Raw genomic sequence first — 22798 nt, forward strand, 5'->3', positions numbered from 1 at the left:
CTAGATAACGTCGTTTGTCGCCGCAGCGCAAGCATCGTATATCAGCAGGGCCTGAAAGGCTTATATCCCGTGGGAAACGGGTTTCAGTATAATGGATCGCGCAGCGACGGCTATGTCTCGGTTGAGAGGCAGCCGAATGCATAATCATGAGGTTTATTCATCTGTCATGAGAAAATATACGACGCTTTTGATTGGTTTCCTTGCTGGTTCAGCCATCATCCCCGCCGGCGGCGCGCTGGCGGCAGGCACTATAAATGATGAGGAACTTCGCCGCATTGTCGATGAAACCGTGCGCCCGCTCATGGCCGGGCAGAAAATCCCCGGCATGGGCGTTGCCATAAGCATCGATGGCAAAAGCCACTTCTTCGGTTACGGGGTGGCGTCGAAGGAAAGCGGGCAGAAAGTCGATGAGGATACGATTTTCGAAATTGGCTCGATCAGCAAGACCTTCACCGCGACGCTTGGCGGCTATGGATTGGCGACCGGCGCATTTTCCCCGTCCGATCCCGCGACCAGATGGGCTCCCGAACTTGCGGGCAGCAGTTTCGACAAGATCACCATGCTGGATCTTGGAACCTATACGCCGGGAGGATTGCCCTTGCAGTTCCCCGATGCTGTCACCGACGACAGTTCCATGCTGGCCTATTTCAGAAAGTGGAAACCGGGATTACCCGGCGGGCACCCAGCGCCGTTATTCGAACCCCAGCATCGGGCTGTTCGGTTATCTCGCAGCGCGCAGCATGGGCCAGCCGTTCGATGTGTTGATGGAGCAGAAGCTTCTGCCCGCATTGGGTCTGAAGAACACTTTCGTCCATGTGCCGGAAAGCCGGATGAAGGACTATGCCTATGGGTACGCCAAGGCCGACAAGCCGACCCGGGTGGCAAGCGGCACGCGGGATGCGGAGGCTTATGGCATCAAGACCACGGCGCCCGATCTCCTTCGCTTCGTGGAGCTGAATATCGACAGCGCCTCGCTTGCGCCCGACTTCCAGAAAGCCGTCGCCGCCACGCATACGGGTTATTACCGTGTCGGGGCGAACAATCAGGGCCTCGGCTGGGAAATCTATACCTATCCGGTCACGCTCAAGACGCTTCTCGCTGGCAATTCGTCGGATATGGCGTTGAAATCGCACAAGATCGAGAAATTCGATCCCCCACACGCGCCCTCGGCGGATATGTTCATCAACAAGACCGGCTCGACCAAGGGTTTTGGCGCCTATGCGGCCTTTGTCCCCGCGAAGAAGACCGGCATTGTTTTGCTCGCCAACCGGAATTATCCAAACGATGAGCGCATAAAGGCCGCTTACCGCATTTTGCAGGCGATCGATAAAAGCGAGTGATCCGCAAAAGAAAACCCCGGAAAATCCGGGGTTTTCTTCTTTTAAAACCAATCAGCCGCGCGGCAGAAGTTCGGTCAGTTCCGGGTGCAGTTCCTGAAAACGCTTCATCCAGCGCTTGAGCTTGGAGCGGTTGCGCTCCCACTTGCCTTCAAAGCGCAACGACAGATAGCCAAGCGCTGCGGCAACGGCGATATGTCCCACATGCAGCTTGCCCGCAAGGCGGGGCGGCGCTTCGTTCAGAAGGTCGAGCGCCCGCTCGGCCTTGCGCCATTGCAGGTCGAGCCAGGGCTGGTGGACCTTCTCTTCGGGGCGCATCCGCCGTTCATAGACATGGGCCAGCAGCACGTCGCAAAGACCATCGGCGATGGCTTCATAGCGCTCGGCATCGGTACGCTTTTCCGCATTGCGCGGGAAAAGCTTGTTGCCCGAAACCCGGTTCAGGTACTGGGTGATCGCGCGGCTGTCGAAGACGGCCTTGCCGTCATCCGTCAAAAGCGTCGGAATCTTTCCGAGCGGATTGGCCTGAATCAGATCCGCCGGTTCCGCCGAAGTGTTGACGATGACGCTTTCAAACGAAATGCCGGCGTGATGGGCGGCCATGCGAACCTTCGCGCTATAGGGCGAGGCGGGTGAATAGAGAATCTGTGTCATCGTAATTTCCTGAACAGGCTATGTAGGGTCTATTGCGTGGCGGGCATCATCACGGACCGGCTTGGGCAGGCATTGGCGTCCACCTCATCGCAGGAACGGAATTGCAGGTCCTTTGTCATGCAGATGCGGACTTCCTGCAGATAATTCCGCTTGCAGCTGATCGAAATACCGTCCGGCTTCATGCCGGGATTGGCTGCGATGAAGGCTTTTTCGACAAGGATAGGGTCCACGCGTCGCCCGCCCGCCGTCCCGCTGGCCAGACTGCGCAGGCTGGGCGGAATGTTGACCTGATCGAAAGCGTTGCGCAGCGTGGCGAAGTAATCATTCTGTGAAAGGCCCGAGCAACTGCCGTGCTTGCGCCATTGATAGGCGACGAGGCCCGCAGCAGGCATGATGTCCGACAGGCTGGAAATAATCCGCCGCGGCACATAACTGCCGCCGCTTCGGTTATTGTCCACCTGACAGTTCGCCGGATAACCCCATTCGTTCTGCGGCCAGAGGCCATGCACCACGAAACCGAATGGCCGGCTGGTGCCGCATTGCTGCTTGTTGGCGCGCGGACCTTCCGATGCGCAATAGCTTGGCGACCAGGAAAGGGCGAGGACGTAGAAATCGAACTCGCCCGGAATATCATCAGCGCGTGCAGGCAGAGCTGCCAGAACATTCGCCGTTGCCGCTGCAAGCAACGTAATCGCAGCAGCGCCAAACTTCCGCAGCATGTGCCCTCCACTCAATCGTTGCTCAAGGCGTCAGTGTCTGAATCAAAAAAGCGGGAGACCGGCATGGCGATTCCAAGAGCAGATACCAGTGGTCTTTTGGTTCCGACATTTGCTCAGCGCTCATATCCGAGGGATGCAAATGTCGGGATCAGACCACTAGCGAAGAACGCGGCACCGGGCGTCGTATACATACCAGCGGTCGAAACCGTCGACGCAGAACTCGACGTTGCGGCCCATGGAGGCAAAGCCCTGGCCTTCCTCGACCATATACCAGACCGAGCGATACTGACCGTCGCTCAGAACGGCGGTCGCCTTGCAATAGGTGCGCTCAATCTGGGCAGGGTTGGTCTTCGGCTCATACCGCGTCAGCTGAACGTCGCTCATGGCCGAAATGCCGACCTGCGGCAGGTTCGGGACGTGGCGCACCTGATAGCCGAAATCGGAAACCACGGAGCGCAGCACGCTCTGCTGGCTGCACGCACCCGCATCTGCAACACCTGCGGGTGCCGGGGCAAGATAGTCTGCGGCGCTCGCTGGCAGGGAAGCCAGCGTCAGGGGAAGGACGGCTGCGGCGAAAGCGGCTGCGCGTGAAAACTGTCCGATGCGATCCAGGGTTCGTTGCATATCTCTATCCTGTCCGAAATTGCGAGCCAGCTCGCTGAATTCTGTGATGACCGAAGCCTCGTCGAGGCGCAGTTTCTGCTAGCAATTTCTCCGGGTCAAGTGCGATCCGTCTCGCTGCGCACCCACTTGAGGCTGAAATTGCTCCCCTTTTCCTCGGCCAGAAGCTTGGTAAGGCAGGGAAGCAGGGTTTGCATCTCACTTTCGAGTGTAAAAGGCGGATTGACTACAATCATGCCCGTGCCATCGAGGCGCGGTTCTGCAGAAGGCGCGCGAATCGCAAGCTCGATCTGCATGATCTTGGGAATGCCGGTTTCACGCAGGCGTTTGGTGAACCGTTCGGTTTCCCTGCGGTCCTTCACCGGATACCACAGCGCATAGATGCCGCCGCCGAAACGCTTGTGCGCCTTGGCCAGCCCGTCGACCAGACGGTCGAATTCGCCTTCCTTTTCAAAAGGCGGATCAACCAGCACCATGCCGCGCTTTTCCTTCGGCGGAAGGTGCGCGCCAAGCGCCAGCCATCCGTCGAGTTCGGTCACGCGCACCTGATAGTCGCCATCGAAGAGTTTTGCCAGCCTGGCCGAATCCTGCGGATGCAGTTCCAGCGCGGACAAACGGTCCTGCTTGCGCAGAAGATGCCGCACGACAAGCGGCGAACCCGGATAATGACGAAGCTTTTCGCCTTCGTTGACGGCGCGGACGGCGGCGAGATAGGGCTCCAGCAATTCCAGCGCTGGCTGCTCGATCTGCCCTTTCTTCACCGCATCCACGATGCGGTCGATGCCACCTGTCCATTCGCCGGTCTTCCCAGCCTCGATACCTTTCAGGTCATAGAGGCCGATGCCCGCATGGGTGTCGATGACGCGAAAGGCCTGATCCTTGCGCTTCAGATATTCGACAAGACGGGTCAGGATGACGTGCTTGACGACATCCGCGAAATTTCCGGCGTGATAGGCGTGACGATAATTCATGGCTGCGCTTGTTTCATGTCGGCCTGTTTTCGGCAAGAGGCAGGGAATGGCAAAACGCCCCGGTGTCTCAATCAAAAAGCGGCAGGCCGGTTTGAAAATCGCGACTTCTGGAGCGGGTACTGCGTCGTTGCTGCAATATCTCTCCTGTCACAAATGTGACATACAACCTTCAACATCTGCTCCTTATCCTCTGAGTCGAGTCCCGAAATGTCTGGTGGCGTCCTTCTGATCGTCCTCTTTGGCGCGTTCCTCCACGCGAGCTGGAACGCAATCGTAAAGGGGAGCGGAGACAAGTTCTTCAGCGCCGCCAGCGTTACCGGCGCTGCCGGGCTGATCGCTCTTTTCATCGTGCCTTTTCTGCCGCTGCCGAACCCGGCGAGCTGGATTTACATGCTTCTGTCGACGGTAACGCAGACCTTTTATATGTCGCTGGTGGCAGCGGCCTATAAATCCGGCGACATGAGCGAAGCCTATCCGATCATGCGCGGCACGCCGCCCTTGCTGGTGGCGCTGGTGAGCGCGCCTCTGGTGGGCGAGATCATGGGCTGGCAAAGCTGGCTTGGCATCATCCTTATCTGTTCCGGCGTGCTGGCGATGGCGCTTGATGCCCGGCGCAGAAATCGCGGTGCTTCAAGCCGCACGGCCTTGCTGGCTCTCACCAATGCCGGTTTCATTGCCAGCTATACGATCATCGACGGCCTTGGCGTCCGCGTTTCGGGAGAGCCGATTTCCTATACGCTGTGGCTGTTCCTGATGAACGCCATACCGCTTGCCGGCTGGGCATTCTATCGCGAGCCGGACCGCTTCATCCATTACCTGCGCAATCACTGGCGACCGGCCATGATCGGCGGGGTGGGCACATTGGGGTCGTATGGCCTGGCGCTCTGGGCGATGACCATGGCCCCGATTGCCGTCGTGGCGGCACTGCGGGAGACGGCGATCCTCTTCGGCGTGCTCATTTCCTTCGTGGTACTGAAAGAAAAAGTCGGCCTGCCGCGCTTTGTAGCTGCCGGGCTTATTGTCTTCGGCGCGATTTCATTGCGCCTGTCGTGAAAATTTATTTCGTCACAGTTACAATCTTCCGGCAGAAATTCGTTTCTGCGGCAAGTGGCTTGAGCTAATAAAGTAGTATGAACCAGCACGCTCCCATTTCGAATATCAAGATCGGTCATTCGGCCTGTCCGCATGATTGCCCGTCAACCTGCGCACTCGACGTGGAAATTCTCGACGAGCGCACCATCGGGCGCGTGCGCGGCGCAAAGGACAACAGCTACACCGCTGGCGTCATCTGCGCCAAGGTGGCGCGCTATGCGGAGCGTGTGCATCACCCCGACCGCCTGAAGCACCCGCTGGTTCGCGCCGGTGCAAAAGGTGAGGGGCAGTGGAAGCAGGCTTCGTGGGAAGCAGCCCTTGATCTCATCGCAGAGCGTTTTTTGAAAGCCGAACAGGATTATGGCAGCGAAAGCGTCTGGCCCTATTATTATGCAGGCACGATGGGGCTGGTGCAGCGCGACTCGATCAATCGTCTGCGCTTTGCCAAGCGTTATTCCAACCAGTTCGACAGTTTCTGCACCAATATGGCTTGGACCGGCTATTTCGCCGGAACCGGCAGCCTGACCGGTCCCGATCCGCGTGAAATGGCCAAGGCCGATGTCGTGGTCATCTGGGGCACCAATGCCGCCGCAACGCAGGTCAATGTCATGACCCATGCGGTCCGCGCGCGCAAGGAACGCGGTGCCAAGATCGTCGTCATCGACGTTTATGCCAATGCGACAGTCCGGCAGGCGGATATGGGCATCGTGCTGAAGCCGGGAACCGATGGCGCCTTTGCCTGCGCGGTCATGCATGTGCTGTTCCCGCGACGGTCTGGCTGACTGGGATTATCTGGAGCGTTATACCGACGATCCGAAGGGGCTTGAAAAGCATCTTCAGACCCGCACGCCGGAATGGGCGGCTGCGATCACCGGCCTGTCCGTTGAAGAGATTGAGGCATTTGCTCATCTCGTCGGCAAGACCAAACGAACCTATTTCCGCCTCGGCTATGGTTTCACCCGCCAGCGCAATGGCGCGGTCAACATGCATGCTGCCGCTTCGATCGCCTGCGTGACGGGCGCTTTCCTTCATGAAGGCGGCGGGGCGTTTCATTCCAATTCCGGCATCTTCAAGATGGACAAGCGCGAGATCGAAGGTCGCGCCATGCAGGATGTGAGCCTCCGCTTTCTCGACCAGTCGAAGATCGGACGCATCCTGACCGGTGACCCGGAAGCGCTTTATGGCGGGCCGCCCGTCATGGCCATGCTGATCCAGAACACCAATCCGATGAATGTGACGCCGGAACAGCGGCTGGTCCGCAAGGGCTTCGCGCGCGAGGATTTGTTCGTTGCCGTGCATGAGCAGTTCATGACGGATACGGCGAAGATGGCCGATGTCGTCCTGCCTGCGACCACATTCCTCGAACACGACGATATCTATCGCGGCGGCGGGCAGCAGCATGTCGTGCTCGGGCCGAAGCTGATCGAGCCGCTTGCCGATGCGCGTCCGAACATCTTCGTCATCAACGAACTGGCGAAACGGCTTGGCGTAGGGCATCTGCCGGGCTTCGACCTGGACGAGCGCACGCTGATCGACAACATGAATGCCAATAGCGATCTGCCGCATTTCGACGAATTGAAGGAAAAGCGGTTTGTCGATCTGCAACCGCCCTTCGAGGAAGCGCATTATATCAACGGTTTCAAATGGCCGGACGGCAAGTTCCGCTTCCGCCCGGACTGGACGGGAAGCCCTTCGCCCAACAAGCCGCCGGAAGTCATGGGACTTCAGGGGCCTCATCATTCCATTCCGGAATTTCCGGACCATTGGGAAGTGATTGAAACGGCGGATTCCGAACATCCATTCCGCATGACGACCTCACCGGCCCATAATTTCCTGAACTCGACCTTTGCCGAGACGCCGACATCGCTTGCCAAGGAAATCCGGCCCGAACTACTGATCCATCCCGACGATGCGGCAGAGCTTGGCATAGAGGACGGCGAGCGCATCGAGATCGGCAATCATCGCGGCGAGCTGGTGCTTTATGCCGTGCTGCGCGCGGGGCAAAAACGCGGTGTCGTTGTTTCCGAGGGCATTTTCCCCAATTCCACCTTCGAGCGCGGCGAGGGGATCAACATCCTGATCGGCGCCGAACCGGCAGCTCCCTATGGCGGGCTTGCGGTGCACGATACCAAGATCTGGATACGCAAAATAAATGCATAAATATTAATCCAACAACGCCGGGGCGCATATATAAACTATATATGCGCCCCGGCGTTGTTGTTTATTCGCGCTGCCCGTTAGCCGGCGTAACGCAGTTTCAGCTTGGAAACACCCACGGCGGCATTCAGGCCGCGCTGGCCCTGAAGCGAAATCGGCTGAAGCGAAATCGTCTTCCACGAACCGCCCGTCAGGATATTGGTGCCGAAGCCGACGCCGATGGCTGCATTGGCGGAAGCACCGACATAACGGCCCTGAAGCGCGCCTTCCGGACGAACGCTCGGAGCCCATACGGCCCAGGCGACACGGCCACCATTGATGAAGCCGACATCGACGCCGAGCTTGGTGATGGTGCCGGTGTAATGCTCAATCGGGCCGCGACCGCGGGCAGGCCGGAATACGCAATCCACATCCTGCTGGCTGCCGATGATTACGCCGATAGCCGGGGAGATGTCGCAGGACAGCATACCGACTTCCGAGCGTGGCTGGGTACGACCCGAAGCGGGAGGAGCTACGAAGTCGGCTGCGAGAGCTGGAGCCGTAACCGCAAGGCCGGAAACCACGGCCATTGCCGAAAGGAAGGAAGTCGAGAAACGGAGAGACATGTCTTTGTCCTCTTCTGAAAACATATTGAAAGAATCGCTTTCCACGACTCTTAACGGGGTTTGCCGAAGCAAGTTCCGTTACGAGGGGGAATTAGAGCTTTTTGCGGGAAATTAAAGTTTTGTTAACAAAAAACTTCGTGTGTGATGATTTTGCCGCGGATCAGACGCTGACAATTACGCTATCTGCCTGAATCTCTGCCCGATCCCCTGCCTCTCCGGCGGCGAATTTGCGAAGGGCGGCGGCATAAAGCTGGTGCTCGGCCTTGAGGACGCGCGCTGCAAGTGTTTCAGCATCATCTCCGGCGCGCACCGGCACTGCGGCCTGCGCCAGGATTGGACCCTCATCCATCCCCTCGGTCACCAGATGAACGGTGCAGCCTGCGACTTTCATGCCCGCATCCAGCGCCCGCTGATGGGTGTGCAGTCCGGGGAAGAGCGGCAGCAGGGAAGGGTGAATGTTGAGAATGCGGCCTTCATAGGGAGCGATGAAGCGGCCCGACAGAAGGCGCATGTAACCGGCAAGGCAGATGATGTCCGGCTGCAACGCGGCAAGGGCTTCCAGAATGGCATCTTCATGCTCATCCTTCGAGGCGTAATCCTTGCGCTTGAAGACCTGCGTCGCAACGCCTGCGCCTTGCGCCCTGGCAAGACCGCCAGCTTCTGCCTTGTCGGAGAATACGGCCACTATTTCGGCTGGAAAATCCGCAGGTTGCGCGGCGCGGATCAGCGCTTCCATGTTGGAGCCGCCGCCCGAAATGAAGATGACGACCCGCTTGCGGCTCATAGCGCAAGCTGGCCCTTGTAGACGACGCCATCCTTTTCGCGCTTGACCATCTGGCCCAGCGTGACGACCTTTTCGCCTTCGGTGGCAAGCGCTGCCACGACTTCATCGACCTTTTCAGGCTTCACGACAGCGATCATGCCGACGCCGCAATTGAAGGTGCGCAGCATTTCGTTCGGCGCGACGCCGCCGGTTTTGGCAAGCCATGAGAAGACTGGCGGAACGGAAATGGAGGCAAGGTCGATTTCGGCGGCAAGACCTTCCGGCAGGACGCGCGGAATATTGTCGGGAAAACCACCGCCAGTGATGTGCGCCAGCGCCTTGATGCCGTCCGAAGCGCGGATCGCGGCGAGAAGCGGCTTCACATAGATACGCGTCGGGGTGAGCAGCGCTTCACCGAGCGTCGCGCCCGGCTGGAACGGCGCATCGGACTTCCAGCCGAGGCCGGAAAGCTCGACGATGCGGCGCACCAGCGAAAATCCGTTGGAATGAACGCCGGACGAAGCCAGACCGAGAATGACGTCACCTTCGGCAATGTCGCCGCGCGGCAGCAGGCGGTCGCGCTCAGCCGCGCCAACCGCGAAACCGGCAAGATCGTAATCGCCGTCGCGGTACATGCCCGGCATTTCAGCGGTTTCACCGCCGATCAGCGCAGAACCGGCCTGACGGCATCCTTCGGCAATGCCCGCAACGATGTCCACGCCCTGGTCCGGCGAAAGCTTGCCGGTCGCAAAATAATCGAGGAAGAAAAGTGGCTCGGCACCCTGAACAACGAGATCGTTGACGCACATGGCAACCAGATCGATGCCCACCGTGTCGTGCTTGTCGGCGTCGATGGCGATCTTCAGCTTGGTGCCGACGCCGTCATTGGCGGCAACGAGCACCGGGTCCTTGAAGCCTGCGGCCTTGAGGTCGAACAGGCCGCCAAAGCCGCCGATCTCTCCGTCCGCACCGGGGCGCCGCGTGGAACGCACGAGCGGCTTGATCTTCTCGACCATCAGGTTGCCGGCATCGATGTCGACGCCAGCCTGCGCATAGGTCAGGCCATTATGGGCGGCAGACTTGTCGGCGGGCTTATTGGCGGGCTTGTTTTCCATGGTCATGGCCTGCTCCTGAAATGGGCGCTTATCCACGCAGTTGTCTAATGCATTTTCGGCAAAAGCGTATAACGGTTTTGCTCAGGAAAAATGCGATAAACAGAGAATGTGCGCGCAATGCCATGAGACGGCGCTGCCTGCAAGGCCACAAGGCCCGAAAAGAGTGAAACAGCGCAGAATTCCGACTAAAATTGTAAAGCGCTGCCCATCATCCGACAGAAAGGTTGTGTTTCGTCAGGCCTTTCGCACAGACATTGCAATCCTCGGCAACCGTTCTAACTTGTCCGCGACTGCAATAAGACATCCGTAACGCCGTTCTGCTATCAGGACTGGTTCTATCCAACAGTTTTCCTTTAAAATGGACGCACATGGTCAAGAAACCGACACCCACGCGCACCACCGCCAGCCGAACGATCCGTCAATCGGAAGCGAAGGTTCGCGACGGCGACATTCACGTCAATGTGGAAGTCGGTGCGCTGACCGGCTCTTCGGTGCGCCGTCAGGCGATGTTCTGGGTGGGCGCAGTCGCGGTCTTCGTCCTGTTTCTCGTCGTGTTCAGTTCCGTCCTGCTGCCTTTCGTGGCCGGGATGGCGCTGGCCTACTTCCTCGATCCCGTTGCGGACCGGCTGGAGCGCCTCGGCCTTTCGCGGCTTGCCGCCACGGTCGTCATCCTGCTCATCTTCCTGATGGCGCTGGTCCTCGGCCTGATGATCGTCGTGCCGATCCTCGCAACGCAGCTTGCGGATTTCATTTCCAAAATCCCCGAATACATCACCCAGCTGCAATCGCTTCTGGCGAATGAGGATTCGCAGTGGCTGAAGAAATATATCGGCATTGACAGTTCCGTCATTCAGCAGAATCTGAGCTCGCTGCTCCAGCAAGGCGCCGGTTTCCTCTCGACCTTGCTTCAGTCCCTGTGGAATTCGGGGAAATCGCTGATCGATATTGCGGGCCTTTTCGTCGTCACACCGGTGGTCGCATTCTACATGCTTCTGGACTGGGACCGCATGGTCTCGAGCATCGATTCATGGGTACCGCGCCGCCAGCTTCACACCGTGCGCCGCATCGCACGCGAGATGAACGCCGCCGTTGCCGGTTTCATTCGCGGGCAGGGAACGCTCTGCCTCATTCTTGGAACCTATTACGCCATCGGCCTTACGCTGACGGGGCTCAATTTCGGCCTGCTGATCGGCTTTTTCGCCGGTCTCATCAGCTTTATTCCCTATATCGGCTCCTTTGTCGGGCTGGCGCTCGCCATCGGCGTGGCGCTGGTCCAGTTCTGGCCCGACTGGATCATGATCTGCGCCGTCGCGGGCGTGTTTTTCCTTGGCCAGTTCGTGGAAGGCAACATCCTCCAGCCGAAGCTCGTCGGCTCGTCCGTGGGCCTGCATCCGGTCTGGCTCATGTTTGCGCTTTTCGCCTTCGGCTCGCTGTTCGGCTTCACCGGAATGCTGGTGGCGGTGCCTGCCGCGGCGGCGGTCGGGGTGCTTGTGCGGTTCGCATTGAATAGCTATCTCCACTCACCGATGTATGATCCTGCCTACCATCAGCCGGACCCGGATGCGGGGCCGCTGATCGAGGCGGGCGAGAGTGCGGGCAGAGAGAAATGAAATTGGGTCGTGACGGGCCGGGCGTTACAACAGGATGTGCAGGAGGCTGCGATGCGTGAGGCACCGCGCCAGATTCCGTTGAACCTTGAGCATCAGCCCGGTTACCACCGGGAGGACCTGATCGTCACGGGCTCCAACCGGGCCGCCGTCGACCTCATCGACCGCTGGCCGAACTGGCTGTCGCCCGTCACCATCCTTGCCGGACCGACCGGCTCGGGCAAGACGCATCTGGCGGAAATCTGGCGGGCCGGAACGGGCGCGCTTCTGGTCGACCCTTCCAGCATCACCGAAGAAGCCGTGAATGGCGCTGCCGAATATCCCGTGCTGATCGACGATATTGGCGCCACGCCTTTCGATGAAACGGGGCTTTTCCACCTCATCAACAGCGTCCGGCAGAATGCGGCGCAGGGAATTGGACCTTCCTTGCTCATGACCTCACGGCTGTGGCCCGCGAACTGGAACGTCAAGCTTCCCGATCTTGCGTCGCGCCTCAAGGCTGCGACCGTCGTGGAAATCGCCGAACCGGACGACTTGCTGCTTTCAGGCGTCATTCACAAGCTCTTTGCTGACCGGCAGGTGAGCGTGGAGCCCCATGTCGTCGCCTACCTGGTCAGCCGGATAGAGCGCTCGCTTCTGTCTGCAATCCGCATCGTCGACAAGCTCGACCGCGCGGCGTTGGAGCAGAAAAGCCGCATCACGCGCACGCTCGCCGCACAGGTTCTGGCCGACAGCGAACAGCCGGAACGCTGAGGATGAGGATAGCGGTCACAGGGGCAGGCGGTTTCATCGGAAGCGCACTGACGCAAATGTTGGCCGGTGAGGGGCACGAAGTGCTGCCTCTGTCCCGAAACGCGCTGTCCGGTCCGGACCTTTCAGGCGTGGAAACAGTCGTCCATTGTGCGGCACTCGCGCATCGGACGGGCGCGGAACGTCCCGATGCCGCAACATTCGATGCGGTCAATCATCGGCTGGCGGTGGAACTTGCCGCCAGGGCAAAGGCGGCCGGTGTAAAGCGCTTCGTTTTCGTATCCACGATCTATACGGTCGCGGGAAACCCGTCGCCCTTGACGCCGGACATGCCGCTGAAGCCGCGTGACGATTATGGGCGCGCCAAGGCCAGGGCCGAAACCCGATCTGCGGGAACTAAGCGGGATAGAGATCGTCATCGCACGTCCGGTTCTGGTCTATGGCCCGAGAGCGCGGGCGAACCTGAAAGCGCTGATAAGGCTCTGCGACAGCGGATTGCCGCTGCCTTTCGGTCTGGCAAACAACCGGCGCAGCTTTGTGTCGCTGGAGAATGTCGCGCGCGCGCTGACATTTCTAAGCGTTGCGCCTGCGCAAAAGGTTGCCGGGCGCGTGTTTCACCTTGCTGAACCACAACCACGTTCCACGAAGGAACTGGTGACGAAGCTGCGGGCTGCCTTGGGAAAGCCTTCGCGGCTTGTGCCGGTTCCGCCGGTCGTCATGCGGCTCCTGCTTTCGGCAGCGGGCAAAAGCGGGCTTTACGACCAGCTTTATGGCGATCTGGTCGCGGACACTTCATCGCTGATTGAAGCAGGATTCGATTATCTGCCGGGTGACCGACAGCTTGAAGCAATGGCGCAGGCGGTCTGATCCAACATTCTGGATCAATTCTTCTGGCCGACAGCTTTTGGCGGCTCCATGCGGGAATGCGCTGGACGCGGAGCCTGTCTGGACGGCGCTACGGTCGCGGTTTGCTGCTTCTTGGCAATCGAGCCGGTTATCAGGCTGGCGCTGTCCGGCTTGTTGCGTCCGCCGATAAGCTGGTCCTCATGCACCCAGCCGATCATGTTCGTCTTCGGGACGATCACGCGATGCCAGCGTCCGGTCTTTCCATAAGAGCGCATCTCGCGGCCTTTTTCCACGACGCCGATGGATGGCGACTTGTCCCAGGCATTCTTGTGGATGGTGAGGCGCGCCTTGGCGTAGATCACCGAAGGCGAGCTTGCCGGTGTGTTGACGCCGCGCGGCGGCATTGAGCGCAACGCAGCCGCGGGCGGCTGGGGCGCAACGACCTGATTTGCGGGGCGCGGTGGGGTGGCGGTCTGGATTGCAGCCTGCTGCACCGGCTTTTGCGGAGCGGGCGCCGCAACGGGCGCGGACGGGCGTGGCACCGGGCCGACCGCAGCGCCATAATCCTTCGACGGTGACTTGCTTTCAGGGGCCTTGCTGGTGACGGTCGCCTTCGGTTCCGTTTTCGCGGCGGGCTGCGCAACCGGCCTGGACACAGGGCGCTGGAAGAGCGCTGTTATCGCAGCCTGTGGGCTCTTGTGCTGGGACGTCGCCCAGAGGCTGAAGGCACCGAGACCCAGAATGGCGGCCAGCGCGAGCAGGGGAGTGGACGAGCCCGAAGATTTGGCTGAACGCTTGGTGGAGCGCTTGGGCGAGCGGGTGGTGCGTTTGCGTGCAGCCATCGTCTGTCTCCTGTTCGAATCGCGATGGGGAGACGCTACCAATTGTTCCTTCGCATTTGGTTACCGGGGCTTGCCGCCGGTGCTGCCCGAGCGCTGCCCCAGCGCTGCCCGAGCGCTGAGACGGCAACAAAAAACGCCGCTTTCGCGGCGTTTCGAGGCAGGGTGGCAAGACTTACTGGTGGCCAGACGTCTTATGATCGCAGGAGGTCTGGCCGGAAGCCTTCTCCTGCTGCCGTTGGTTGGCTTCGCTTGCTTCAACCGCGTTGCGCAACTCCGCCCATTCGCGTTCATGACGACGATAAAGCTCATCGGAAACAGTCTGGATACCCATTTGGTCCTCCGTTTTATCTGGTGCCCCAAATAACATGGCGAGGGCGAAAACGTTGCATCACAAAGCGTAAGCGCTTGAAATCTTAATCGGTTTATATGTTTATAACTTGAATTCGATTTCAATTTTCCTGAATGGAAATGCCGCCTTCTCCGATTTTCATCTCGATCCCGGCGGGTTTGGTCTCTTCGCGATAGACATAGATCGCCAGACCTGCGGCCACGACGATCAGCGCGCCAATAATCAGATAAAGCCCGTTTCTGTTCACATTCAGTCTCCAGCTGGTTGGTAGTGAAGTGAGAACGCCAGCGCGTGGGGTTTGGTTCCGGAAGGAACTTTCTCAAAACAAAACCCACGCAAGCGGGGGCTCGCGTGGGTCTGCCTTCCGGTCGATCACGTCAATGCGTGATGGCCGGCAGTGTTTCTGTCGGGACCATGGAGGTAAATGGCGGCAGGTAGGCCTGTGCCATCACCAGAAGGCCGACGAGGGCGGCAAGCGCCACGGAATGGAAGAACACATAGCGCAGGATCTTCGATTCATGCCCGTACCACTGCGTTGCGGTGGAGGCGACGACGATGGACTGCGCGTCGATCATCTTGCCCATCACGCCGCCGGACGAGTTTGCCGCAGCCATCAGGACGGGTGACAGGCCGAGCTGTTCCGCCGTGATCTTCTGCAAGCCGCCGAACAGCACATTCGATGCCGTGTCGGAGCCCGTCAGCGCCACGCCGAGCCAGCCGAGCATCGCACCGAAGAACGGATAGACCCAGCCGGTCTGCGCGAAGGCGAGCCCGAGCGTCGCGTCGGTTCCCGAAAAGCGCGTGACATAGCCGAGCGCGAGCATGGCCGAGATCGTGATCAGCGAGAAGCGGACCACATAGGCCGTCCTGCCATATTCCTTCAGCAGCCGGAGCGGGTTGAAGCCCAGCACCAGCCCGCCCACCACTGCCGAGAGAAGGATGCCGGTGCCGGTGGCCGAAAGCAGGTTGAGCGTATAGATCGCGGCCTCCGAATGCGCTTCGGCCACCACCGGCGGAACCTTGAACACCATGTTATGCAGATAGGGGATCGGCATTTTCCACACCCACAGCGAATCGAGCCATGTCCGGAACTGCGGCGTGCCCCAGAGGAACACGAACACCGAAAGGATAAGCCACGGGGTCCATGCCCGGAAAACGGTTCCGGTGGAATGTTTCGGCGGTGCGGGCATGGGGCCTGCATCCACTTCGCCTTCCTGTCCCGTCGACGTCCATATCCGCTTCGGCTGCCAGACCCGCAGGAACCCCGCCAGCGCTGCCATCGAACAGATCGCAGCCACCACATCCACCAGCCATGGCCCGTGGAAATTGGAGACCAGATATTGCGGAATGGCGAAGGCCACGCCCGCCACCAGCAGCGCAGGCCAGACTTCCAGCATGCCCTTGCGCCCGGCAAAGGCCCAGATCAGCCAGAAAGGCACGAGGACGGAGAAGAACGGGAGCTGACGCCCGATCATCCCCGACAGCTGCATCAAGTCTATCCCCGTCACCGCCGAAAGCGCGATGACCGGCGTTCCAAGCGCGCCATAGGCGACCGGCGCGGTGTTGGCGATGAGCGAAAGCCCTGCTGCGGGCAGGGGCGCAAAACCCAGTCCCATCAGCATCGCGGCAGTCACAGCGACAGGCGTGCCGAAACCCGCGGCACCTTCAAAAAAGGCGCCGAACGAAAAGGCGATAAAGAGAAGCTGGAGACGGCGGTCCGGCGTGATGCCCGCAATGGAATCGCGCAGGATGTTGAACTGGCCGGTCTGTTCTGTCAGCCGATAAAGAAAGATGACGTTGAGAATGATCCAGCCAATGGGCAGAAGTCCGTAGGCGGCACCGTAAACGGCAGTGGCGCCTGCCATGTCGGCGGGCATCCCGAAGCCGACAACTGCAATCACAAGCGCTGTAAGAAGACCAAGTATGGCTGCGGTATGCGCCTTGATGTGAAAGAAGCCGATACCGCCCAGCAGGACGACAATCGGCAAGGCGGCAAGCAATGTCGACAAGAACATGCTTCCCAAAGGGTCATAAACTTGATTCCAGGGCATCAGTCCTCCCTTCCTGGATATGCGTTCCTTTCCTTGACATGAAATACGCCGCCGCAATTTCGCCGACGGTTATGCAATGAACGGCCATTCTCTCCCCGAACGGCAGTCATGTGGTGCGTTGCTAATTTATGTAGGCAGATAATTGGTAAGCTTACTTTACCAGCGCTGTCAATTCGGTGATTCTGCTACTTTCGGACGGAGAATGGCTTTATCCGTTGCAAGCGACCCGGTTTCTGCTGCCGGAGGTTGCGCTCATGCTGGCGGGACGTCGAGGGCGGCGAGCGAAATACTGCGAAAACCCGCTCTTCCCGCCATCCTGTTCGGATTGAAGGGAAAAAGCGCAATCTGACAATTTTGCCTCTTGCTTTATCTCGTTTGATTATCTAGTGAAGCCGCACCCGCTTGAAAGCGACGGAGCGTAGCGCAGTCTGGTAGCGCACCTGATTTGGGATCAGGGGGTCGCAGGTTCGAATCCTGCCGCTCCGACCATCTTCCCCAAGGTTTAAATGGTCGACACTTTGGATGCCCCGGCAGAGGCTGTGGCGTGCGTCTTTATCGCGTTGACATGCATTCACGTGTAAACTATTGCCTTGGTGGATTTTCAGCTCCCCGGCGGAGCAAAGCAGTTCAGGGTTCTTCAAATGGTTGCACGTATTTACCGTCCAGCTAAGACTGCCATGCAGTCCGGTCAGGCCAAGACAGACCAGTGGCTTCTGGAATATGAGCCGGAAAGCCCGCGCATGGTCGAGCCTTTGATGGGCTACACGTCTTCCGGCGATATGAAGAGCCAGATTCGTCTTTTCTTCGCCACCCGGGAGGAAGCCGTCGATTATGCGAAGCGCAATGGCATCGCCTATCGCGTTTTCGAGCCGAACGAGCAGAAGCGCCGCAAGGTTTCCTATTCTGACAATTTCCGGTTCGACCGGACGATGCCCTGGACGCACTGATTGCCTGTATGGCCTGACAATTGCATCAGGCCCGGCAATAGGTTAGTTCGGCAGGGCTTTGCCATCAAAGCCTTGCATTCATTGAATATCTTCGATCTTAATCGAAAGATCAGGTCCCGTAGCTCAGCTGGATAGAGCACCGGCCTTCTAAGCCGTAGGTCGCAGGTTCGAATCCTGCCGGGATCGCCATCTTCGCCTCATCAATTATTTGCTTGATCGCTTCCCTGCGGCACCTGTCGAGGGCGACGCTTTCCGTAATCCGATAATGCAGGTTTTAGCGCGAAACTCGACAAAACTGCGCGCAGACGCCGCGAAGTGGTTCGCTTCGCGGCGTTTGCCGTCTCTACGTGAATTGTCAGTCACTGACCGTGCGGGCCGTCCGGTCCGCGCTGCCTCAGGTAGACGCGCGGCCCGTGATTGCCATGCCAGCGCGGGCGGTCACGCCAGTCGCGACGATCCCAATGTCTGTTCCGGTAATAGCGACGGTCGCGATACCAGTAATCGTCACGATCATTGAGGGCCGAGCCTATGGCAAGGCCGGCGATCAGCGGAATGCCGATCAACGCAGCGGTTCGACCGAAATCATCGGAATATCCGCCGGAAGTTCCTTCCCTGAACGCGAGATAGCGTGACGAGGCCCAGCCAAAGGTCGGGCCATAGCTCACCTGACACCAGCCGTAGCCGGCTGTGCAGCCGCGCACCGTCACGGGCGCTCCGCTCGGGATGGAGCCCAGCGTCGCATAGCGCGTGCCGGGGCCGGTGCGGATATTGAGATTGGTGGTGGAAATGGCGTTCGCCGCCTGCGCTGCGCCCGCCGCAAACACGCCCAGGGCAACAAGGGCGGCTTTGAGAGCAAGCTTCATCGGAGTTCTCCCTGTCGTTATTTCCAGTAAAACGCCATCGGCGCGGGAAGGTTCCAGCGAGGGCAGGCGGGCCGCAATCCCCGAAAGCAAAAGCGCCGGAGAACCGGCGCTTTCGACAACCTTGCACGGTTTGGGGATTATCGCCGGCAGCGCGCCACATAGATGCGGCCATGACGGTCGCGATACTGGCAATTGCCGTTGCGCAGTTCACGCACCAGCAGGCCGCCCAGCGCACCCGCACCGGCGCCGATCAAGGCGCCGCGTCCGCCACCGGCAATGCCGCCGATGATGGCCCCGGCGCCCGTGCCGATGGAAAGATCCTTTTCCGTAGTGGTGCAGCCCGTTATGGCCAGAAGGGCAACCAGCCCAAGTGCTACTTTCCGCATCCCCATCTCCTCCAGAAAAAATACCAGACCATGTATGAACGATCGATCTCAAATTCGGTTGCGTCGGACCGGCAAGGTCCAGGCAAAAATATAGCGGTGCGAACCGGCGTCAGTGGCGGCGATGGCGCAGGATGACCGCGATGGCCAATGCGGCCAGTCCGAACGCGATAACGCCTTGCAGAATGAAAACCCAGTTCATCATGATCCAGTCCTCTGAGCCTTGCCCTTGCGGGTGCGCATGTATTCGGGCTTTACCTAGCGCATTTTGCACGGATGGGAAATGCGGGGCTGCTGCTTTGTGCCAGGCCGATGAAATCATTAAATTAATTTAATGGGCGCATTCACTTGGCATTCACATTGGCGGGCGCATTGTCCTCCCATCGAATGTAACAAAGGAAAGCCGATATGAAGCGGATCGTTATTGCTCTCACTGCCCTTTCATTTCTCGCCGCGCCTGCTGCGATGGCACAGTCTTATCCGTCGCATCACGGCAAGCCGTCTCACGGCCAGATGCACAAGGGCGGCCCGAAATATGATGCGCGCAGATATGACGACCGCCGTCATCAGAGCTGGAGGAAGGGCAACCGCCTGCCGCCGAACTATCGCGGTCACGTCGTGAACAACTATTCGCGCTACAAGCTGCGCCAGCCGCCGCGTGGTTATCACTGGGTCAAGGTCAACAACGATTACCTGCTGATCGGCATCGCAACCGGCATCATTTCGTCGATCGTCGCGGGTCGGTAAATCACTGGCGGAAATGAAAAAGGCGGCCACTGGCCGCCTTTTTTGCGTCTGCGCATCAGTTCTCGGGGCCGAAATATTTGGCTTTCAGCTTGGGGATTTCCTCATTCTCATGGGCACTGATGATCGCCACGCTCGCCGGTTTGACAAGTTCGCTCTGGCGCGGGAAGGCGAAGCCATATTTGTCCGGACTGAACACATTGCCGACGAGATCGATAGGCTGGTCGGCATGCTGATGGGCATAATAGTCGAGGACCGGACCGTCGCCGACGATTGCCGCAATCTCGTCGTTCACGAGCGCGCCGACGGCTTCAGGCAGGTGATCGAAAGGCACGGTCGCGATGGAGCGTGATTTCAGGAACTGCTCCGCGACACTGCCCGCGCGCACGCCCACGGATTTCCCTTGCAGGTCCGACAGGCTGGAAATGCTGTTGTCGATATGGGCGACCGTCATGACGCTGGTAACCGATGAAGTCACATAGGCGATGATCGCAATGCCGAACACCATCCAGAATGTCTGCCAGACGCGTCCCACCCAGCCGAACAGGTTTTTGCGCGAGGTTTTGCCCGAAGTGGCAATGGAAACGACGTGGTAGAAGCTCTCCGCAAGCCCCTCGCGCCACCGCTTTGGAAAACCTTCATCAAAACGCCGGTCGAAAATCGTCAGCACCACCGTAGCGGCGAGGAGGATGAACAATATCCACGCATAGGTCGCCAGATGCCCGGCATCATCCAGGCGATTGATCAGATCGTCCCAGCCGCTGCCCGCCTGGGTGTGGATCATGATGCGCAGGCCCGCATCGAACCATGGATGCGTGAAATCGATGATTTCAGCCCGGCTCTCCGTGATTGTGAGATTGGTGACGGCTGCTTCAACCTTGCCTTCGGAAACAGCTTTCACCAGCTCCCCATAGTTGGGATATTCCACATATTGCGAAGCAAGATTCATCCGCGTGGCGATATCGTGCCAGATGTCGATGGCCATGCCGGAGTAGGAATCGCCTTCCTTGTTGACGAAAGGCTCGCTTACATACACACCCACCTGAACAGGCCTCGGCGTTTGCTGGGCGTGTGCGAATGAAGAAGCCGCTACCAATAGTAGAGTAAGCAGAGCTTTCCATAAGTTGCGACTGATTAAGCTCGTTGCTGCCTTTAACGACACGGTATCCCCCATAACTTCCTGCAGATGCTTCAATCTGGCCGATTTCTGTATTTGAATTATATTAATATTGACTTCCATTGCAGGCAATTTATTCCGCGTAATATTATTATTAGTACCCGCTAATTAAATTTATTATATGTTCCCTCGTTCTATGGAACCGAACGCGCCTTTTGCAGTTACCCGGCTGACAAGCCGAAAGTCATAAAGCGGCAAAAGAGGGGTTCATGGAAAATATCGACAATCCGGATTCTGCCGTGCGGCCGATCACGTCGGCGCCGCCGCGTCTGCCCACCCTGGCAGCAATGGCGGTCACCGTCGCCATCCTTTACTTTGCAAAGGATGTGTTTCTGCCGCTTGCCATCGCGGTGTTGCTGACATTCGCGCTGGCGCCGATCGTCGCCTTTCTGCGCCGGGCGGGCCTTCCGCGCCTGTTCGCGGTGATTACCAGCGTGGCGGGCGGCTTCCTGATCGTGGCCGTTTTCAGCGCCGTGGTTGCCTTCCAGGTTTCCGAAGTCGCGCAGAATGTTACATACTATCAGTACAACATCATCGAGAAGATCAGGACACTCAAGGAAGCGGGTTCCGACAACAGTTTCTTCGACAGGCTGAACAGCTTCGCCGAGCGCATAGGCACGGAAATCAACCGGCCGGAACAGAAAACGCAGGCGCTCCCTTCCGATGAGCCCGAGGAAAAGCCGCTCCTTGTCCAGATATTCGCACCACGCCATCCGGTGGAAACGCTTAGGAGCATCATCGAACCGCTTATCGGACCGCTGGCGACGACGGGTCTCGTCGTTGTCGTGGTGATTTTCATGCTGCTCGAAAGGGAGGAACTGCGCGACCGCTTCATAAGGCTGGTGGGTTACGGCGATCTTCATCGAACGACCGAAGCCTTGCAGGATGCGGGAAAGCGGGTCGGCCAATATCTGCTGACGCAGCTCGTGGTGAATATAACCTATGGTGTGCCTCTCGCCTTCGGTCTCTGGATTCTCGGCATCCCCAACGCGGCCCTGTGGGGAATGCTGGCAATCGTCTTGCGGTTCGTGCCCTATATCGGCCCGGTCATCGCGGCCATCTTGCCGCTGTTCCTTGCCTTTGCCGTGGCGCCCGGCTGGAACCTGCTTCTCTGGACGATCGGGCTGTTCGTCGTCATCGAGCTTCTTATAAACAACGTGATCGAGCCGTGGCTTTATGGTTCACGCACCGGCCTGTCGCCGCTTGCCATCATCGTGTCGGCCATTTTCTGGGCGTGGCTGTGGGGGCCGGTCGGGCTCGTTCTGTCGACGCCTCTGACGGTCTGCCTCGTGGTGCTGGGCCGCCATGTACCGAAATTCGAGTTCCTGGAAATCCTCTTCGGCAACGAGCCTGTGCTTGACCCGAAGGAACGCCTCTATCAACGCCTCCTTGCAGGCGACCCGGATGAAGCCACTGACAATGCCGAGGAAATGCTGGAACAGAAATATCTGGTCGAGTTCTACGGCTCGGTTGCTGTTCCCGCACTTCTGATGGCGGAGCGCGACCGGCTTCGCAGCGTGCTGACAGAGCAGCAGTTGCAGATCGTCACTGAAAGCACGAAGACGCTGGTGGCCAATCTGGAGCAGATTGCAACCGAGGAGGAGGGCGACGATGAAGAGATCGCGATTGAAAATCCTGATGGCGATGGCAGCAAAACCGATCTGGAGCTTCCTTCCGGCGAAGGTCGGTCGCTCCTGACCTTCGGCGGGCGAAGGGGGCTCGATGACACGGCGGCGGTCATGCTGGCGCAGGTGCTTGCCGTGCAGGGCGCCTCGGCAGAGGCGGTCGCGCATGATGCGCTCACTCCCGCCAGATTGAAGGCGCTGGATATTTCCGGCAGGGATACGCTGATGATCTGTTTTCTGGACCGGCAGGCGGCGCGTCACGCCCGGTTTGCGGTGCGCCGTCTGCGGCGGCTGCAACCCGCTGTGAGGGTAGGCGTGGTGCTGTGGCATGAGCCGAACGAAGCACGATCTGTCGACCGGGAGGCATTGCGGGAGGAGATGCAGGCGGATTTCGTCGCCTGCACCATGATTGAGGCCGTCGTTGAAGGGCTGTCGGAAACAAAGCCGAAGCCGCTGAAGGCAGCGGGCAAGACGGCGCGCGCACAGTCGCGCAAGGCAACCGCTGCAAAGCCCGCATAGACAAAACGCGATGAGCCTGACTCATCGCGCTTTTGTTAAGCCCCTGCGGCGATTGAGTATC

Annotated in this window: 20 protein-coding genes, 2 tRNA genes and 3 pseudogenes; 11 read left to right on the forward strand and 14 right to left on the reverse strand. The window is 59.2% G+C overall.

Going from position 1 to position 22798, the window contains the following annotated elements; all coding sequences use genetic code 11:
* Positions 1-166: 166 nt before the first annotated feature.
* Positions 167-1340, forward strand: a pseudogene (blaOCH, locus tag OINT_RS03705) (OCH family extended-spectrum class C beta-lactamase).
* A gap of 51 nt (positions 1341-1391) precedes the next feature.
* Here the strand turns inward: blaOCH and OINT_RS03710 are convergent.
* The 4 genes from OINT_RS03710 to OINT_RS03725 form a co-directional block, all read right to left on the reverse strand.
* Positions 1392-1991, reverse strand: coding sequence for a glutathione S-transferase (locus OINT_RS03710; protein ID WP_006466432.1), 600 nt, complete (start codon positions 1989-1991; stop codon positions 1392-1394).
* 29 nt (positions 1992-2020) lie between these two features.
* Positions 2021-2710 (reverse strand): ribonuclease T2 family protein, encoded by a 690-nt coding sequence (locus OINT_RS03715; protein WP_006472442.1) that lies wholly within the window; start codon positions 2708-2710, stop codon positions 2021-2023.
* Positions 2711-2866: 156 nt separating this feature from the next.
* On the reverse strand, positions 2867-3334 hold the full coding sequence (locus OINT_RS03720) for a phage portal protein (RefSeq protein ID WP_006466434.1): 468 nt from the start codon (positions 3332-3334) through the stop codon (positions 2867-2869).
* Between the two features lie 95 nt (positions 3335-3429).
* Entirely contained in the window at positions 3430-4302 is an 873-nt protein-coding gene (locus tag OINT_RS03725; RefSeq protein ID WP_039852475.1) for a 23S rRNA (adenine(2030)-N(6))-methyltransferase RlmJ, read from the reverse strand.
* A 207-nt stretch (positions 4303-4509) separates the two neighbouring features.
* Here OINT_RS03725 and OINT_RS03730 point away from each other — a divergent pair, with 207 nt between their 5' ends.
* Together OINT_RS03730 and OINT_RS03735 are read left to right on the forward strand one after the other, a co-directional pair.
* Positions 4510-5355 carry a DMT family transporter gene (locus tag OINT_RS03730; protein ID WP_006466436.1) on the forward strand — a complete coding sequence of 282 codons (846 nt, stop codon included), beginning with the start codon at positions 4510-4512 and terminating at the stop codon, positions 5353-5355.
* Positions 5356-5432: 77 nt separating this feature from the next.
* Positions 5433-7554 (forward strand): annotated as a pseudogene (locus OINT_RS03735) (molybdopterin oxidoreductase family protein).
* Positions 7555-7631: 77 nt separating this feature from the next.
* Here the strand turns inward: OINT_RS03735 and OINT_RS03740 are convergent.
* From OINT_RS03740 to purM, 3 genes are all read right to left on the reverse strand, one after another.
* Positions 7632-8156, reverse strand: coding sequence for a DUF992 domain-containing protein (locus OINT_RS03740; RefSeq protein ID WP_039852914.1), 525 nt, complete (start codon positions 8154-8156; stop codon positions 7632-7634).
* 160 nt (positions 8157-8316) lie between these two features.
* Positions 8317-8940, reverse strand: coding sequence for a phosphoribosylglycinamide formyltransferase (gene purN, locus OINT_RS03745; protein WP_006466438.1), 624 nt, complete (start codon positions 8938-8940; stop codon positions 8317-8319).
* Complete coding sequence (gene purM / locus OINT_RS03750; protein WP_050790995.1) at positions 8937-10040, reverse strand: phosphoribosylformylglycinamidine cyclo-ligase; 1104 nt, start codon at positions 10038-10040, stop codon at positions 8937-8939. The genes purN and purM overlap by 4 nt, the downstream gene beginning before the upstream one ends.
* A 362-nt stretch (positions 10041-10402) precedes the next feature.
* On the opposite strand from purM, the gene OINT_RS03755 reads away from it, so the two are divergent.
* The 3 genes and pseudogenes from OINT_RS03755 (at position 10403) to OINT_RS03765 (ending at position 13258) form a co-directional block, all read left to right on the forward strand.
* On the forward strand, positions 10403-11644 hold the full coding sequence (locus OINT_RS03755) for an AI-2E family transporter (protein ID WP_006466441.1): 1242 nt from the start codon (positions 10403-10405) through the stop codon (positions 11642-11644).
* Positions 11645-11695: 51 nt separating this feature from the next.
* The gene (gene hdaA, locus OINT_RS03760) at positions 11696-12394 is read left to right on the forward strand and encodes a DnaA regulatory inactivator HdaA (RefSeq protein WP_006472435.1); all 699 of its coding nucleotides are present in this window, start codon (positions 11696-11698) and stop codon (positions 12392-12394) included.
* 2 nt (positions 12395-12396) lie between these two features.
* A pseudogene (locus OINT_RS03765) lies at positions 12397-13258 on the forward strand (NAD-dependent epimerase/dehydratase family protein).
* Between the two features lie 14 nt (positions 13259-13272).
* Here the strand turns inward: OINT_RS03765 and OINT_RS03770 are convergent.
* The 4 genes from OINT_RS03770 to OINT_RS03780 all read right to left on the reverse strand — a co-directional run bounded on the left by OINT_RS03770 (position 13273) and on the right by OINT_RS03780 (position 16479).
* Complete coding sequence (locus tag OINT_RS03770; protein ID WP_039852477.1) at positions 13273-14079, reverse strand: hypothetical protein; 807 nt, start codon at positions 14077-14079, stop codon at positions 13273-13275.
* Positions 14080-14251: 172 nt separating this feature from the next.
* Entirely contained in the window at positions 14252-14410 is a 159-nt protein-coding gene (locus OINT_RS23775) for a hypothetical protein (protein ID WP_006472432.1), read from the reverse strand.
* 118 nt (positions 14411-14528) lie between these two features.
* On the reverse strand, positions 14529-14675 hold the full coding sequence (locus OINT_RS23360; RefSeq protein WP_006466447.1) for a hypothetical protein: 147 nt from the start codon (positions 14673-14675) through the stop codon (positions 14529-14531).
* Positions 14676-14805: 130 nt separating this feature from the next.
* Entirely contained in the window at positions 14806-16479 is a 1674-nt protein-coding gene (locus OINT_RS03780; RefSeq protein WP_039852479.1) for an L-lactate permease, read from the reverse strand.
* A 412-nt stretch (positions 16480-16891) separates the two neighbouring features.
* Here OINT_RS03780 and OINT_RS03785 point away from each other — a divergent pair.
* From OINT_RS03785 to OINT_RS03795, 3 genes are all read left to right on the forward strand, one after another.
* Positions 16892-16968: transfer RNA gene (locus tag OINT_RS03785), tRNA-Pro, on the forward strand.
* 152 nt (positions 16969-17120) lie between these two features.
* Positions 17121-17426 carry an ETC complex I subunit gene (locus OINT_RS03790; protein WP_039852481.1) on the forward strand — a complete coding sequence of 102 codons (306 nt, stop codon included), beginning with the start codon at positions 17121-17123 and terminating at the stop codon, positions 17424-17426.
* Positions 17427-17538: 112 nt separating this feature from the next.
* A tRNA-Arg gene (locus OINT_RS03795) sits at positions 17539-17615 on the forward strand.
* A 170-nt stretch (positions 17616-17785) separates the two neighbouring features.
* On the opposite strand, the gene OINT_RS03800 is transcribed toward OINT_RS03795, so the two are convergent.
* Positions 17786-18289: an SH3 domain-containing protein gene (locus OINT_RS03800; protein ID WP_006472428.1), complete on the reverse strand. Its 504-nt coding sequence runs from the start codon at positions 18287-18289 to the stop codon at positions 17786-17788.
* Between the two features lie 137 nt (positions 18290-18426).
* Positions 18427-18675 (reverse strand): YMGG-like glycine zipper-containing protein, encoded by a 249-nt coding sequence (locus OINT_RS03805; RefSeq protein WP_021587819.1) that lies wholly within the window; start codon positions 18673-18675, stop codon positions 18427-18429.
* Positions 18676-19080: 405 nt separating this feature from the next.
* Between OINT_RS03805 and OINT_RS03810 the strand changes: the two genes are divergently transcribed.
* Entirely contained in the window at positions 19081-19419 is a 339-nt protein-coding gene (locus OINT_RS03810) for an RcnB family protein (protein ID WP_006466452.1), read from the forward strand.
* A gap of 55 nt (positions 19420-19474) precedes the next feature.
* On the opposite strand, the gene OINT_RS03815 is transcribed toward OINT_RS03810, so the two are convergent.
* Positions 19475-20458: a transporter substrate-binding domain-containing protein gene (locus OINT_RS03815; RefSeq protein WP_050791011.1), complete on the reverse strand. Its 984-nt coding sequence runs from the start codon at positions 20456-20458 to the stop codon at positions 19475-19477.
* Between the two features lie 344 nt (positions 20459-20802).
* Here OINT_RS03815 and OINT_RS03820 point away from each other — a divergent pair, with 344 nt between their 5' ends.
* Positions 20803-22737 (forward strand): AI-2E family transporter, encoded by a 1935-nt coding sequence (locus OINT_RS03820; RefSeq protein WP_006466454.1) that lies wholly within the window; start codon positions 20803-20805, stop codon positions 22735-22737.
* The last annotated feature ends 61 nt before the right edge of the window (positions 22738-22798 follow it).

It is taken from the genome of Brucella intermedia LMG 3301 (genome assembly GCF_000182645.1).
In the GTDB taxonomy this organism is placed as follows: domain Bacteria; phylum Pseudomonadota; class Alphaproteobacteria; order Rhizobiales; family Rhizobiaceae; genus Brucella; species Brucella intermedia.